Genomic DNA, 16,825 nt, shown 5'->3' with positions numbered 1-16,825 from the left:
CCTATTATATTTTAGAATTTCACATCCAAACCAATAGCAAATGAGGACTGATTCGGGTAAGCTCCAATACCGTTTCCTGTTTCAGGGTCCATCCCTTTATAAGGAGTAAACACGGCAAGATTACGTCCTGCAGCATACAGTCTGACTGAACGAATTTTATTCTTAAACCATTGAGCAGGGAAAGTATAGCCGATAGATACGTTATCTAAACGCAAATACCACGCCTTCTCAAGGAAGAAATCGCTCTTACTGGGATTCACACCCGAAGAAGCTTCTGCCACTCCCGGCAATGTGCCCATAGGATTGGCAGGTGACCAACGATTCTTCACTTCTTTCAAGACATTGACGCCATACGTAATATCTTCAATACCATAAATGGACTGTAACTTAATATCGTTCACTTTCCATCCATTCAAAGAACCATACAGGTAAATGTTAGCATCCCAGTTCTTCCAGCGGAATGTATTGTTAATACTGAAAGGAATCGGTGTATTATTTGCCAGTACCACAATGTCCGCATCATCCAAAATTCCGTCTTCACCCGCAATCCGGATATAACGACCTTCACTATCACGCATTTTTTCTCCATTCTCATCAAGCTTATATCCATACAAGTCCTGATAAAGAATAGCTCCGGCACCGGATTTCTGTAAATGTTTATAAGATTGATCCATTTGAATCAGACCGTTCGTTTTGTATCCATAAATATTATTCCATTCTTCCACATAATCTTGATAAACGGCAGGAATAAAATCAGGGTCACGTTTTGTAGTATGATTACGATAATAAGAGAAATTAATATCAGTGGTCCATCCAAAGTTCTTATTGTCGAAATTTACACTATGAATACCAATGTCAATACCACGGGCACGATAAACAGTAGCCGAATTATAGTCTATCGTCTTCACTTCATGATAAGACATCAAGCTTTTAGACATAATGACATCTTTACGAAGGCGCTGATACAAGTCGATAGAGCCGGACAATCGGTTATTGAAGAAACCGAAATCAATACCCAAGTTATAGTCGGTCAATGTCTCCCATTTCAGCTTGTCATTACCTAATTTGGAGATAGCCATACCATTTACCAGACTCCCGTTGGGCGCAAATGCACCTTGAGATACCTTATAATAGGTATTGATACCTGTCAAATTACCGGCATTACCTGTTTGCCCCATACCGGCACGCAGTTTCAGATTACTCAACCAATTGATATTCTTCATCCAGCTTTCTTCATTCATACGCCAGGCTGCAGATACTCCCGGAAAAGCTCCCCACTGATGCTCCTTCGAGAAATTAGACGAGCCATCTACACGGAGATTGACAGTCAGAACATACTTGGATGCTAGTGAATAGTTCAAACGCGCGATGAACGAAGCCATTTCACTGGCTCCTTTATACGAACTTATAGCCGGCTTTTCCTGTTCGCTTGTTCCTATATTGTTCATCAACGAGCCGTCATAAGGAAACTGGGAAGCTACAATGCCCATTCCTTCCCAAGAAGATTTCTTATATTCAAAACCAGCCATCAGATTTACATCATGAATCTCATTAAAGACTTTGGTATAATTGGCAATGGCATTAAACAGGTTCATCTGTGATTTGGCATTCTGTTTGGAAGCTTGTCCGTCCATACTATATCCCTTTTTTGTCGTAGTGGGAATATATTGATCCGCCTGCACATCTTTCATATCAAAGCCGACCGTAGCTTTCAGCAACAAATCCTTAATCGGTCTGAATTCCAGATAACCACTGACAAACAGGTCACGGCTCACAGTCTGGTCAGTTATATCCAATAATGAAACCGGATTCGGATAAATATCGCGAATCGGATTAACCGAATATTTTCCATCTTCATCGTATACCGGTACAGTAGGAATAAACGTCATAGCCGAATAAATCAACGCCGAATTATCTTGCCGTTCATTACCCAATGGCACATCGTGATACTTTATTTGAGAGAAAGTAGAATTAATACCAGCTTTCAGCAGACGATTAATAGTCTGATCTACATTCAAACGACCCGTTATGCGATTCATCGAATTATTTTTAGCAATTCCCTGATGGTCGTAATAGCTCAATGAGAAGAGATATTTTGTAGCATCCGTACCGGCAGATACCGAAAGATTGTGTTCGTTTACAATACCTACACGAGTTACCTCATCCATCCAGTCTGTACCATCGCCTACAAAATTTGCAATCTGTCTATCGGTATATTTCTTTTCATCCCCACGTCCCAGTTCATCAAACACTTTATTCTGTTCAATCATGAAATCACGTGCATTCAAGAAATCCGGTGCATCTTTAATATACTGAAAAGCAACCGAACCTGAATAGGAGATGTCAGGCTTACCCGTTTTTCCTCGTTTGGTAGTAATCAGGATTACACCACCCGAAGCATCCGAACCGTAAATTGCAGCAGCAGAAGCATCTTTCAGAATATCAATTGTCTCAATATCATTAGGGTTAAGGTTAATCAGAGCATTATCTTTCTCCCCTCCACTATAAGCTGTACCCGCTGTCACGGTCTTGGAAGAAGCCTGCGGTACACCATCAATCACAATCAACGGAGTCTGCCCGGAGAGACCACCTCGAATGGATATATTCATTGATGCTCCCGGATTGGCACTGTTTTGTGTGATGTTCATTCCTGATGAACGTCCACGCAACATAGAACCGACCGAAGCAGAGGCAGCTGTTGGTAGTTCATCTGCTTTTACAGAAGCTACCGCACCGGAGATACTGCTTTTTTTAGCTGTACCGTAACCGACTACCACAATTTCATCCAATGTCTTATTATCTTCTTTCAATGTAAATTCCATTGGAGCAGTGGTTACTTTCTTCTCTTGAGAAATATAACCGATATAAGAAACAGTTATCACTGCTCCCGAAGGTACATCCGAAAGATTAAAATGACCATTCAAATCAGTGATAGAACCATTAGTAGTACCTTTCACTACTACACTCGCCCCAATGATTACTTCACCAGCCGGATCTTTCACTACCCCTTTCACCTGAATACCTTGTGCTATCAGCGAAGTAGTCATCAACAGGAAGGACAGCATAAATCCCGCCTTTTTTACTAGTTGAATATATTTTTCCATACTTGTTTCATTTTATTCTGTTACTTTCTTGATTGTCGCCCACAGTGCAGCTGTATCAAAGGTGACTTTCACTTTACCTGCATAATCAGTTTTGTAAGTAATGCAACTACCCGTTGCTGCTTCAAACCACCAGTTGCCCGCTGCATCTGCACGGAATACCCGCGCCCAGCCACTCGTATAGAAGTAATACTGACGATCACCGGCATAATCGCCCAGAACGGACGTTTCCACTTCATAACGATAAGTATCCGTCTGTGTCATCTGATCTGAAGCTCCCCAATCAGCAAAACTAAAACCTGTGCCCGACATCCATAAAGGTTCGGTGCAAGTACCCGACGGAATATCCATATTCCAATAACTATATGTATGAGCATTCAAATCAATCCAAACACTGTAATAGCCTTTTTTCGGAAGCACAACTGGAACTACATAACCATTCTTATTCATCAGTTTGCTGCTAACATAAGGGCTGGTTCCATACAAATCTCCTTCCATCGATTTTGTCGGTACAAAGTAAACCTGTGCATTGTCAGTCGGAGCATAGAATTTTCCTTCGTATTGATATTCACCTTTTCGATCCATATAACGATAATAGCCATTCACATAATCATTCGGATTCTCATCAGCATTAACAATATACATCTGTGCATAATCCTGAATCGGGTCTTCTTCCTCTGCCAACATTACAACTACCGTAGTATTGACAACCGTTTCATTGCCACCTGCATCCGTAACAGTTAAAGTAACCGGAAACTCTCCGGTAGTAAAATCAATAGTACGTTTCAATTCTCCACTACGCCCGCTAACTTCCACAGTCTCGTCAATTTGCATACCGGGTATTTGCAAACGGATGTTCTTTAGTTCACGGTCATCCGTAAACTTCATATTCAGATTCCAACTTCCCTTATTGGTAGCAGTATTAAAGTCCACCGCAATTCGTGCCGGAAGCTGTGTTTGCATAACCGGACTTTCCATATCCGCAATATAAGTCAATAGAACATTCTTCTTTGTTTCCCATCCGTTCACGTCACGAATTGTAATTAACAGATGCTCTTCAAAAGTAGCAGTTTTCGGTACAATCAGCCGATAATCATAGTTAAATACTTTTGGTTTCTGTCCATTCAAATCATAGGCCTTATGTATCCCCCAACTTTCACAACTCAATGTAATGCTTGCCAATCCGGCATAGTTAGAAGCCGTTCCCGACACCAGTACCGTATCACCGGGAAATGTTTCTATCTCTTCATTTGCCACATAAAGACCGGGAGCCACATCTTCCTTATCATCCTCACAGCCAACAGCCAAACAAACGAGCGTCAGCAATAGATATAGTTTTCCGATTGTTTTTAAAACGTTCTTCATGGTATATTCTTTTTAGTTATTATATTTGAATGCATCTAATACTTCCATTCTATTTCCTGAAAAATCGAACAGAGTGGTATTACTTACATAATTCTTGGCACCCAATTCCCATCCCATATCTTCTACTTCGATAAAAATAGGATCCCAGTAAAGGAAACCAAGAATACGGCAATCTTTCGCCTGCTTTATTTCTTTGATAAGTTCGAGCATAAAGTTCTTTTGTCCGAGCGGAGAGAAATCCGCATACGGGCCATTATCTGCCAATTGTCCCGGGCTTCCATCAGGCAAAGTTTTGTTCCAGCTATAACCGGTTTCCATAATCAGGATATCTTTATCAAATTTAGCAGAAACATAATCCGCCCATTCACGCATCTGTGCAGCACTTTTATCAGTCCAAAAAGGATAGTAGGAAGCTCCGATTACATCATATTTTGTATGTCTATTTTTCAATTCGCCAAAATACCAGTTATATTGAGACTTATCTCCGGCAGCATTCAAATGAATGATAACCTTCGAATCTTGTGATACAGCTTTCACTGCATCATAACCCGCATTGTATAATTCGGAAAGTTGAGCAAAATCTTCATAACTTCCTTCAGGATACAACATACCGGCTTGTGTCTCATTGCCTAAGGCTACAAATTCGGGAGTAGTGCCCTGTGCTTTCATTTTATTCATGAAGTTGAAAGTAAAATCATAGAGCGCTTGCTTTAATCCGGCAAAATCCAATCCTTCCCAATCGTGTGGTTTGGTTTGCGTTTCCCCATTGGTCCAATAATCACTATAATGAAATGTCAACTGTATTTGCATACCGGCCTGCTTGGCCCGTTTAGCCAAACGTAAAATATCATCAGGTCCGGAAATACCTTCAGGCAAACGGTTGGAAGGAGAATAGTCTGGATTTCCCGGATCATTATATAAACGAAGACGAACAATGTTAAACCCATTGTTTTTAAGAATATCAATACAGTCTTTTTCTTCTCCATTCTCATAGAATTTGCCGCCCATCTGTTCTACATAGGTCAACTGTGAAATATCACCGCCCTTCAGCAGATTATACTCTTTCTCCGTTTTCTTTAAACGCAATCCATCGAAACGACTCCAGTTGGTTTCAGCCGATTCACTGTGTATTTCAATATCACATTTTCCTCCTTCTACTTTAATCCCACGCACATAAGAACGAATCCAAGTAGCAGGAGATGCTTGTAAGGAAGTCATCTTCTTATTATCAGTACCGGCAGCCACATAACAGGAAATTTGTCCTCCACTACTTTTATAATAAAATTCAAGGTCATAAATTCCATCCTCCAAACCATTAACAGTCTGACGGGTGGATACCGTGTAGGCAGAAGTTGCCCCATAATGCAAAGCATAGATTCCTTCGCATCCTCCTTCAACTACTTTTACGGCAGAATTATCTCCACTGATTGTCCACCCCTTCGGGGAAACTGTTTCAGCAGCATCTTCTTCAAAACTGCCATTAGGTACTTTTACCACCACAACAGCAGGTTCAGGATCAGCAACTGTCACAGGATCATCCGAACAAGCAGTCATACTGCATACAACGGAAAAGCCCATCACTATAAAGCTTGTAATTTTCATGATTAAACTGTTTTTAATATTTCTCATGTCATTGTTGTTTAAGGTTTATAAAAGCAAGAACTTGTGACGATACTTATAGAAGCACCGTCACAAAGTTGTCCTATCCTATCAGAGTCCTAAAAGCCTGGATACCCTGATGATTTATATCCAATCTTTCTACTTCATTCAATAACCGGATGGATTTCTCCTTCTGGTTCAGCCCCCAATATCCTAATGCCATCATATATTTGCAGTGAATTACATTCCTTATTGTCAAGTCATCCTCCCAAATTAATAGATCGGGTAGCGACACTGCAAAATAATCCATTTTAATCTTGTCAAACAAATGTTTTTCTCCATAAGAAGTCAATTTATGGAAGCGACCATTAGCCTCATCCAGACGCCCGAGTTTCAATAATGCCAAACCTTGATAGAATATTTTATCGGGTTTTGCATCGTTGTAGTACATGGCAGCAGCCGGTTCAGTTGGCCCGAGAATTGCCTGTTCCCAACATTCTGCAGCTTTCTCATTCTGTCCTAAACCTTCATAAGCACAACCTAAAAAGTAGTAGAAGTCGTTCTCTTGTGCACCATATAGTTTTCCTTCACCCAAATGATGCGGATATTCCAGACATTCTTCCAGCAATGCAATAGCTTCCTTATAATTACCGACAGTTAATGCCTGTTTGGCTAATTCTACGCGGGCCAGCTGATATTGGGCAGGTACTTTTCCTTCTCCCCCCTCCCATGGATGGAAGTTATGTGCATCAAGCAGTGTCTTAGCCTTCTTGTATTCTCCTGTTTGATTCAATAATGTGATCTCTTCCAATATTAAATCATCACGTTGCATTATCAACTCCGGATATTGTTGCAGGAAAGCCAGACGCTCTTTATGCAAACGGCGAACACGTTTGTACAGCTGATCCAGTTCCATTAAAATACGTGCATCAGTAGTGTCAAGCCGGAAAGCACGTTCCATATATTCGATGGCTTTTGCCTCTTCATTCTTTTTATTGAAATAAGCCAAAGCCAAATTACGCCATACGGTCGGAAAACTATCGTCCAGTTTTGCCGAAGTTTCCCACGCTTCCATAGCCAAATCGTACTGCCGTTTATCGTAATAAAGATTACCTAAATAATAAGGTGCTTTTGCATCATCCGGATTCTGTTCCATAGCACATTGCAGTGCTATAATTGCTTCCAGGCGATTGGGGAAACAGTAATCGGGACAAGCCATCTTTGCATCGGCAAATGCCTGATGCGCTCCGGGAAGTCCTCCCTGAAACAGACACCATCCCAAGTAATAATAAGTCATTGGAGTAACAGCAGCTTCTTCAATAGCTATCTTCCATAAAGAGGCAGCTTCCTGCCAACAACCAGCCGCACAATAATCAAGAGCAATTTCATCATAATTGTGAGCTTCACCACGCATCATTTCTTTCAAGGTGACTAACTCTTCGGAAGTATTCATAATCAAATACTTCTCATAACGACAGCCAAAGTTGAATTGATCGATAGCTAATGAATCATCAATCAACTGCAGAGCTTCTTCTGTTTTACCCATTCGGCGGAGAATGGTAGTCTTTAAGGCACGAGCTTTATGATTGTGCCAGTTACGAATAAGTGAACGGTCAACTTCATCCAATGCATCTTCCAAACGATTTTGCATAATAGAAATCTGTGCACAAGCAAAATATCCGGCATCCTGCCAAGCTGCATTCCAACAAGATTTATAGAAACGATCATAGGCCTCATTGTAGCGCCCCTGATACTTCAAAGCAAGACCAAGATTATAAATAGGTTCTCCATCATACGGATTTGGATTACGTTTCTGCAAAGTCTTTACGGCTGTGAGCAGATATTGTTCCGCTCTACAGAAACGACCTTTACGAATATACCACAAACCAAGTGCATTATTATTACGCACATCAATCGGATCACGCCGTAATGCCTCTTCATAATATTCTACGGGATTGTATGTAGCGTGCCTGTATTGTTCCAAATGTAATCCGGTCAGATAAAGCTGTTCGGTAGTCTTTATTTCTTCCGGCAACAAAGCTGCTTCGGCAGCATCAGGAATCGGTTTCACTTCTTCTGGTTCTGCATGCCAATACAATAATTCTTTTCCGTTGGCCATGATTTCAAGATTTAACCTATTAAATTCTTCACCTTCTACATTTACCGTTTCATCCAGCAATTCCTCCGGAGTAATAGTTTTCTCTTTATTATAATATACCTTACCGTCTTCATTTTTCAACACCACGTTTACCGTCTGTCTGGAGGTAGCGAATATTTTAAAACGTACACTGTCCTCTCCCTCCGGTTCTATGTTCATCAGTAAATCTCTACTTGCATTTTTCACTACTCCCAATTCCCGATAAGGCAGGAAATACTGCACGAAACTCTTTTCTTCATAAGGTTGCAACCAGGTAAAGTCCGGCTGATTTTCGGTATATACACCTGCCATTAATTCAATATACGGACCATCTTCATCTGTCAGATTACGATCCCATGCACGACCAAAATCGCCATTCCCCCAAGTCCACTGTTTTTTACCCGGAGAAATATGATGGTTGGCAACATGAAGCATACCGGCACGAGTGTCATTTTCATATCCCCCTTCAAAATTAAAACGGGAATTGACAGCCATATAGGAAGTAGGAACTTTGATATTCTTGTAGTTCGAGATGTCTACACCGGCAGAATAGTCCATCTTGTAGTAAGTGCCCGTTGCAATAGGGAAACTCGATACAGCACGCTTTCCATGATCGAATACAGCATTAATATCTGGCGGGAATACGCTCTGATAATAGTCATTGACAGCTACGGCAGGATTAGCCCACCATAAAAAGGTTTGTGGAACTTCAGTGCGGTTATAAAGCCCCCCTTTTATTTCAAGAAAAGCGTGTCCCGGACGAAGGGTAAAACCTGCCATTCCTTTCTGATGAAACATACGTTCCATTTCATTCACCCACACAGTAACACTGCCATCGGCATTCTCTTCAATAGTTGTATCCACAGGCATATAAGTGCTGGGACGATGATGCTGTGGCCAGTTAAACTCAATACCTCCTGATATCCACGGTCCAACAAGCCCTACCAAAGCCGGTTTTATGACATGATTATAATAAATAAAATGACGCTGTTTGATCTTATCATAAGCCATTTGCACACGCCCGCCCAGTTCCGGGAGAATCATGACCTTGATATATTCGTTTTCGATAAAAACAGCATTATACTCCTTATCCACTTTCTCATCGGACATCGATTCAATCACAGGATAAGGATAAACTACCCCGCTACTGCCTTGATACACACGCTTCTCCAAGAAAATAGGATTCTTCTCCGGTTTACCTACTTCATAAGTAGGAATTACCACCTTTTCTTTCCATGCTTTTACCATCGTATTATTGATTATATATTTGTTTTTAAATTCGTTGTCAAAGAAATCAAGAGACAAAAAGGGTTGGGGACAGGGAGATTTTATCTTCTCCCCGCCTATTAATAATGTCACCCAATACCTATTTACTTACTTATTTATTTGCCAACCCGTTATCGTTTATTTAATTAAATCCTTCTCCAAAGCTTCCAGTGATTTGCCTTTTGTCTCGGGCAATGCTCGGAAGAAAAACAGATAGCCTACAGCACAAATCGCTGCATAAATCCAGAATGTGCCACTGCTTCCCAAAAAGTTATTTAGTAATGGGAAAGTATATGTTAATGTGAAACTGCCTACCCATAAAGCAAATGTACAAGTTGCCATTGCCACGGCACGTACCCGGTTCGGGAAAATTTCAGCAAGCAATACCCAAGTGATAGGTCCTAATGACATAGCATAGCAAGCAATAGCTAAAACTACCAATACCACCATAAAGAAACCGCTTACTTCGAAGAAATAACAAGTGCCGAGAATGAGATAAATACCAGCCAGTCCTCCAGCTCCCAGAAGCATCAAGGCGCGGCGTCCCAGACGATCTACTGTATAAATTGCCACAAAAGTAAAAATTACATTTGCCACTCCCGTCACTACAATATTAAAGAGAACATCTCCCAATGAATATCCCGCAGACTGGAATATCTCTTGTGCATAATTGAATATTACGTTCGTACCGCACCACTGTTGGAATACAGCTACGATAATACCTAAAATAAGTACCTTACGGAACGGACGGCTAAACAACAACCTTAATCCACCTTCCGATTTCGAAGATTTCGTTTCTTCTACCAGACGAAGTTCCTGATCGGCATAATCGTCACCTCCAATTTGCCCAAGCACTTTCCATGCCCTGTCTTCTTTTCCTTTCATAGCCAGCCAACGAGGACTTTCGGGAATGAAACATGCTAACAGTAAGAATACCGCAGCAGGAAATGCAGCAGCCCAAAACATCCATCGCCATCCCATCTGCCCATTCCAGGAAGCACAAATATCAGCAGGAGTAAAATCAACAGGAATAGGATCCGCTATCAGCCAGTTAGTAATTTGAGCCCCTAAAATACCTAGTACAATCGTTAATTGGTTCAATGAGACGAGCTTTCCCCGGATGGAGGTAGGAGCTACTTCGGCAATATACATAGGAGAAAGTCCTGAAGCAATACCAATGCCAATACCTCCCAAAAAACGGGCAGCGAGAAACCAGCTAAATACAGAAAAAGCTCCGGTAGCATAAGCTGAAGATAAGAATATGAAAGCGGAAATTATTAAGAGAGGCTTACGACCATAACGGTCTGCCATCATACCTGCTACCATTGCGCCAATCAAACAGCCAAGTAAAGCTACGCTCATAGCTAACCCTTGCATAGCAGGTACATCGGCAATATCAAAATAAAGTTCGTAGAAAGGCTTCGCTCCTCCTATCACTACCCAGTCGTAGCCGAAAAGCAGTCCGCCCATCGCGGAAACTAAACAGATAAAATAGACAAACTTTTTATTATAACTTTTCATACCATTAGAAGATTGATTAATTGATATTGCAAAGATAGAGGATGTTAAGAGGATAAAAAATAGAATTTCATTCGATAAAGATGGACAATCTTATTTTTTGTTGTTTATTTGATAGATTGCATACATTATTATATATTTGCGCCAAACAGCAAAATCATATACTATGAGATTATGGTAAAATTAAAAGATGGATTTACCGGTGAAAGAGCTTTAGTGCTTCCCCGCATAATCGTTGACAAGATGGAAGAGGATCCTCTGACCTCTATGCTCCATATCACTGACATCGGATATTACCCGAAAGCCAAACATCACTACCGTGAACGAATCGAGCCTATCAATCAATATGTATTCATTTATTGCATAGATGGAGCCGGATGGTACCGGATAGGTGAACAGGAATATACTGTCTCCGCCAATCAATATTTTATTCTTCCGGCGGGAGTTCCTCATGCGTATGCTTCTAATAAATCCTTACCATGGACTATTTACTGGATACACTTTAAAGGTATTCTCGCTCCCTTTTACGCTCAAGAGGCGAGTCGTCCGATGGATATTCAACCTGAATTGCACTCACGTATCAGCACACGTATCAATCTATTCGAAGAGATATTTAATACTTTAAAGAATGGATATAGCAATGAAAACCTACGTTATGCATTCTCTATGTTCCATTTTTATCTGGGGACATTGCGATATATACAGCAATTTCGTAATGCAGCTGCAGGCAATGACGCAACAGATGATGAAAACATAAGCGAACTGGCTATTCATTATATGAAGGAAAATATGGAGAAGCATCTTAGCCTGCAAGATATAGCCGATCAGATAGGATATTCTCCTTCTCACTTTTCGATGTTGTTTAAAAAGAAAACAGGTCATAGTCCATTGACCTATTTCAACTTATTAAAGATACAGCAAGCTTGCCTGTTACTCGACACTACTGATATGAAAATTAATCAGATATGCTATAAAATAGGCATCGAAGATACCTATTATTTCTCCCGATTATTCAGTAAAATAATGGGCATGTCACCACGAGAGTATCGTAAGTCTAAAAAGGGATAAGGGAGCTTTACTTCTTTTGGACTTTGAGCAATCCGGTTATCAGGAATGTGAGTCTTCACAACGATTTTACTTCCATTCCTGGTACACTTGATACATTCTTTCCGCAATGTTCCCTCTTTCAGGTTGAAAATCAGATTCGGATTGAAGTGCTCTCCGTTGATACGGGTTTCAAAGTGCACATGTTCGGTAGTGGCACGGCCAGTACGCCCGGTTAGTCCGATAGGCTGTCCGGCTTTTACGACATCACCGCTTTTAACCAGATTCTTGAAGTTGTGGCTATAAAGGGTTTCCAACCCATTAGCGTGACGGATTACAACGATATTTCCATAGGCATAATACGGCTTTGCCATACGTACCACTCCATCAAAAGCTGCACGAATCGTATCTTTTGCGCAGGTTTTAATGTCTGTTCCCGAATGTCCTCCACGAGTTCCATAAGCAGAAATTACTTTTCCTCCGGGTAAGGGGAAAGCATATTCGTGGTCTTTCAAAGAGTCCAAATGCAGATAGATGTGATTACCTTTAGCAAATAGTCCGGGAGTAGCCACCCGTACATCAGTCACTTCCCGGGCAGAGAAGGAAGATTTATTCTGTCCGTCGGCAGCCAGTGGCAATACTAAAACAGTCAGTAAGATAAGTATGTTTTTCATGTCTTTTTTCTTTTTCAAGCCGGATGGAAGAGGTTCATTATTCGAAGAGCATTCATTCTCATTATTCGAAAAACATGATTTCACCTCCATCCGATTCTGCATAGTTTCTTAATAAGCTCCGGATCATTTCAGCAGCTTCTTTCAAACCTTCTTTCCCATTATAACCGTTGACTATCGCCAGGATATGAGTGGTTCCGAGATCCATCTTCGTACGTTCATGATCGCTTGTCGGGGTTCCGATTCCTCCGAAAGAATCACGATATACAGGTAATCCTTCAATATTCAACACCCCGCGTCCAATACCTTCAAATGGTTCTCCTGCTTTGCCGATACCGAGTTCAAGATGCATGCCTTGTATTTTGTCCGCATCAAAACCACCGATAGAATGTCCCGTACGAAGAGACACGAGGTTAATCAAGTCTACCAATGTATCAATTTGATATAAAGGGATTCCACGCATCAGACGGCGGCGTAAAGCTTCGGCTGACGGACGGTAACGTCCGGGGTCTTTACCACAACGTTTATAAGCCTCACGGGTAGCAAAGATAACGGATTGATGTTTGATGTCTTCCATCTGTGTAGTGGAAGTCAGTTGCTCGGTAAAAGTATTGATTTCCTGCCAAAGGCCTTCGCTGTAAGCTGTATTCTTCACTGCAGCATACACAGCTGCTCCAGTAAAAACCGGACATGCGTCTTTTATGTCTTTAGATACTTTTATTTCAAACATAACTTATCATAAACCAATCATCAGCGTCCTGCGATTACGGACGCCAACTATTACTTTCTAATCATTATTCCCGACAATGTACGACCGGAATCTATACCCAGTCTACGTGCAGAGAAGAATTCATCATGATGAATATAGGTACAGATTCCAGCCACTTCTATCTGTTCTGCAGGTACTCCGGCATTCAATAATTCAGTCCGGTTGGCTTCCCACAAATCAATATGATATTTGCCTGTCTCCTTCTTTTTAATAGAAATAAGGGACATGTCGAAGCCACTTTCTTCAAAAGCATCATACACCTCATCACCTACTTCAAACGATTCGAGCGAAATACTCGGTCCGATGCAAGCTACCACATCTTCGCCTTGCGTTCCGAACATCTCATTCATGTGTTCGAGTACATTGCTGACAATATGTTCTACCGTTCCTTTCCATCCGGCATGAATGGCAGCTACCACTTGCAACTTTTTGTCATACAACAATATAGGTACGCAATCCGCAGTCGTGACGCAAACACAATACCCCGGTATATTGGTAATTAAAGCATCGGCACCTCTCAAAACATCCTGCCTCATTCCTTCCGGAGCATCAAAGTACCATTTATCAATCACTATGCTCACGGCACCGTGTCGCTGCTCTGCAAAGAATAATTCTTGTATTTCCCACTTCATCAATTGAAGTAACCGATGCCGGTTACGGGCAAGATTCATACACGTGTCATTCGTATAAGGCGAGCAGTTGAAAGAGGCATAAGTCCCGGTACTAACACCTCCGTGACGTGTAGTTACGAAATGAGCTACTTCGGGATATGACATGAATGACTTATATCCCTTCAACTCGTTATGTTTTGTAAGTGAAATCATTTTTCCTCCCAGTCTTCTTCTTCGTATTCATAGTCGATATCATCGTCATCATTGACATCTTCCTCATATTCATAAACGATGTCTTCATCTTCGCCCATGTCTTTGAGTTCCTGTTGCAGACGGGTTACGTCCTTCGGACGGTGAACGATGTCCTCTATCTTATTGCTTTCCTTATTCAGTTCTTCCCAAAGAATGTCTTTCAACACCGAGATACCCAAACCGGAAACAGAAGATATGAATACATGTGGAATGCCTTCCGGCAATGTAGGTTCTATTTCGTCCATCAATTCCTGATCGAGCATATCGCTCTTGGTAACAGCCAACACACGTTGCTTGTCCAACATTTCGGGATTGAAAGTACGCAGTTCGTTCAGCAAGACTTCGTATTCCTTACGAATGTCGTCACTGTCTGCCGGAACCATAAACAGCAGTAATGAATTGCGCTCGATATGACGCAGGAAACGCAGTCCCAAGCCTTTACCCTGACTGGCTCCCTCGATAATACCGGGTATATCTGCCATCACGAAAGACTTTCCACCATGATAGGAAACGATACCCAGATTGGGTTCGAGCGTAGTAAAGGGATAATCGGCGATTTTCGGTTTAGCAGCCGAAATGGAAGAAAGCAAAGTTGACTTACCCGCATTCGGGAAACCTACCAGACCGACATCGGCAAGTAGTTTCAGCTCCATGATAACGGTCATTTCCTGCATCGGTTCTCCCGGCTGCGCAAAACGCGGAGCCTGACGGGTTGCCGTCTTGAAATGCCAGTTACCCTGACCACCGCGACCGCCTTTGAGCAAAATCACTTCCTGTCCGTCTTCTGTTACGTCACAAAGATATTCGCCTGTCTCGGCATTATAAACGACCGTTCCGCAGGGTACTTCTATTACTTTATCCGCACCGTCTTTTCCGAAACTACGTCCTTTGCTCCCCGATTCACCATGACCGGCCATTGCGTGACGGTCATATTTCAAGTGCAGCAATGTCCAGTAATTACGGTTACCGCGCAAGATGATATGACCTCCTCTTCCACCATCGCCCCCATCGGGACCTCCGTTAGGACAATATTTCTCGCGCCTCATGTGCGTAGAGCCTCTTCCGCCCTTACCCGAGCGACAGTATATCTTTACGTAATCAACAAAATTCGATTCAGCCATATTCTTTTTAAGTAGTTAAAGTAGTCAGTAGTTAGAGTAGTTAAGTAGAATACTCCGGCTACTGACTGACTTATTCATTTATAATAGTGTATTGATAATTAGTAAGATTACTAAATTACAATTTATCTACTGCTTCGCAGATTTCAGCAAAGATACCTTCCATAGTACCCAAGCCGTTGATGTGTTGGTATTTCTTTTCGTTCTTGTACCAGTCGATCAGTGGGGCAGTCTGTGAATGATATACGTGCAGACGTTTTTTGATTGTCTCTTCGTTATCATCAGCACGACCGGAATCCTTGCCACGTTTAATGAGACGTACCATCAGTTCTTCTTCCGGAACATCCAGATCAACCATTACAGAAACGTCCTGTCCTCTTTCTGCCAACATTTTCTTTAATGCTTCTGCCTGTGCAATTGTTCTTGGGAAACCGTCGAAAATTACCCCTTTGCTATCTTTGAAGCTGTCGAATACGCTTGCCAGAATATCAATCATTAATTCATCAGGAATCAATTGACCTTGGTCGATGTAACCTTTAGCTGTTTTACCCAGTTCTGTGCCATTCTTGATTTCAGCACGCAATACATCTCCTGTCGAGATGTGATTGATTCCATACTTTTCTACGATACGTTCGCTCTGTGTTCCTTTTCCTGAACCCGGAGCACCGAAAATTACGATGTTCAACATTTTGTTATTTACAATTTAACGATTTACTATTTACCATTTAAACTGGTACCTATTTAATATTAATCTACTACTGTATAAATATCGGGATAATTACGTCCGAAACCATCATAATCCAGTCCGTAACCTACGATAAAGTCGTTCGGGATTTCCATCGCTACATATTCAATGTTGAGGTTTACCTTGAGCTTTTCAGGTTTCACCAACAGAGAAGCGATATGAATAGCTTCGGGATTGCGTGTACCTAATGTTTCGAGCAGTCGCTGCATCGTCAGTCCTGTGTCTACGATATCTTCTACGATCACAATGGTACGTCCGGCAATGTCTTCATTCAGGCCGATTACCTCTTTAATCACTCCGGTGGAAGTGATGCCCTGATAAGACGCCAACTTCACAAATGAGATTTCACAAGGGATGGAGATATGCTTCAGTAAATCAGCGGTAAACATGAACGAACCGTTCAACACACTAAGGAAAAGCGGATTCTTACCTGCCAAATCGCGGTTAATTTCGTTCGCTACGCGAATCACTTCTTTCTGAATATCTTGTTCCTTAATAGAAACGGTAAACAATTTGTCTTTTATCTGAATGGTATCCATAACCGGTAATTTAAAAATAACCTTGCAAAAATACGATTTTTTATTCTACCCCGTGCATCATCTTCTGTAATTTCTTCGAGAGAAGGAACA

The 16,825-nt window shown here is 41.5% G+C and carries 12 protein-coding genes; 1 reads left to right on the top strand and 11 read right to left on the bottom strand.

What is annotated here, in order from left to right; translation table 11 throughout:
• Positions 1-11 precede the first annotated feature (11 nt).
• The 5 genes from ACT8YW_RS11740 to ACT8YW_RS11720 form a co-directional block, all read right to left on the bottom strand.
• Complete coding sequence (locus tag ACT8YW_RS11740) at positions 12-3,104, bottom strand: SusC/RagA family TonB-linked outer membrane protein (protein ID WP_032853823.1); 3,093 nt, start codon at positions 3,102-3,104, stop codon at positions 12-14.
• A 12-nt stretch (positions 3,105-3,116) separates the two neighbouring features.
• The gene (locus ACT8YW_RS11735; protein WP_032853822.1) at positions 3,117-4,466 is read right to left on the bottom strand and encodes a hypothetical protein; all 1,350 of its coding nucleotides are present in this window, start codon (positions 4,464-4,466) and stop codon (positions 3,117-3,119) included.
• 12 nt (positions 4,467-4,478) lie between these two features.
• Positions 4,479-6,068: a glycoside hydrolase family 53 protein gene (locus ACT8YW_RS11730; RefSeq protein WP_444105073.1), complete on the bottom strand. Its 1,590-nt coding sequence runs from the start codon at positions 6,066-6,068 to the stop codon at positions 4,479-4,481.
• Between the two features lie 100 nt (positions 6,069-6,168).
• The gene (locus ACT8YW_RS11725) at positions 6,169-9,450 is read right to left on the bottom strand and encodes a DUF5107 domain-containing protein (RefSeq protein ID WP_444105085.1); all 3,282 of its coding nucleotides are present in this window, start codon (positions 9,448-9,450) and stop codon (positions 6,169-6,171) included.
• A gap of 156 nt (positions 9,451-9,606) precedes the next feature.
• The gene (locus ACT8YW_RS11720; protein WP_444105071.1) at positions 9,607-10,989 is read right to left on the bottom strand and encodes a sugar porter family MFS transporter; all 1,383 of its coding nucleotides are present in this window, start codon (positions 10,987-10,989) and stop codon (positions 9,607-9,609) included.
• 171 nt (positions 10,990-11,160) lie between these two features.
• Here ACT8YW_RS11720 and ACT8YW_RS11715 point away from each other — a divergent pair, with 171 nt between their 5' ends.
• Complete coding sequence (locus tag ACT8YW_RS11715; RefSeq protein WP_009000593.1) at positions 11,161-12,054, top strand: AraC family transcriptional regulator; 894 nt, start codon at positions 11,161-11,163, stop codon at positions 12,052-12,054.
• Here the strand turns inward: ACT8YW_RS11715 and ACT8YW_RS11710 are convergent.
• The 6 genes from ACT8YW_RS11710 to hpt all read right to left on the bottom strand — a co-directional run bounded on the left by ACT8YW_RS11710 (position 11,982) and on the right by hpt (position 16,735).
• Positions 11,982-12,704 carry a M23 family metallopeptidase gene (locus ACT8YW_RS11710; RefSeq protein WP_444105070.1) on the bottom strand — a complete coding sequence of 241 codons (723 nt, stop codon included), beginning with the start codon at positions 12,702-12,704 and terminating at the stop codon, positions 11,982-11,984. The genes ACT8YW_RS11715 and ACT8YW_RS11710 overlap by 73 nt on opposite strands.
• A gap of 61 nt (positions 12,705-12,765) precedes the next feature.
• The gene (locus ACT8YW_RS11705; protein WP_444105069.1) at positions 12,766-13,431 is read right to left on the bottom strand and encodes a B3/B4 domain-containing protein; all 666 of its coding nucleotides are present in this window, start codon (positions 13,429-13,431) and stop codon (positions 12,766-12,768) included.
• A gap of 50 nt (positions 13,432-13,481) precedes the next feature.
• Positions 13,482-14,294, bottom strand: coding sequence for a peptidoglycan editing factor PgeF (gene pgeF / locus ACT8YW_RS11700; protein ID WP_444105067.1), 813 nt, complete (start codon positions 14,292-14,294; stop codon positions 13,482-13,484).
• Complete coding sequence (gene obgE / locus ACT8YW_RS11695) at positions 14,291-15,454, bottom strand: GTPase ObgE (RefSeq protein WP_444105065.1); 1,164 nt, start codon at positions 15,452-15,454, stop codon at positions 14,291-14,293. The genes pgeF and obgE overlap by 4 nt, the downstream gene beginning before the upstream one ends.
• A gap of 115 nt (positions 15,455-15,569) precedes the next feature.
• Positions 15,570-16,139, bottom strand: a complete 570-nt coding sequence (locus ACT8YW_RS11690; RefSeq protein ID WP_004301902.1) for an adenylate kinase — start codon at positions 16,137-16,139, stop codon at positions 15,570-15,572.
• A gap of 59 nt (positions 16,140-16,198) precedes the next feature.
• Positions 16,199-16,735, bottom strand: coding sequence for a hypoxanthine phosphoribosyltransferase (gene hpt / locus ACT8YW_RS11685; RefSeq protein ID WP_444105063.1), 537 nt, complete (start codon positions 16,733-16,735; stop codon positions 16,199-16,201).
• Positions 16,736-16,825 lie beyond the last annotated feature (90 nt).

The organism is Bacteroides sp. (genome assembly GCF_052357945.1).
Taxonomy (GTDB): Bacteria; Bacteroidota; Bacteroidia; order Bacteroidales; family Bacteroidaceae; genus Bacteroides.
Note: the sequence above shows the minus strand (reverse complement) of the source record. Positions and strands in the feature narration are given on the sequence as shown.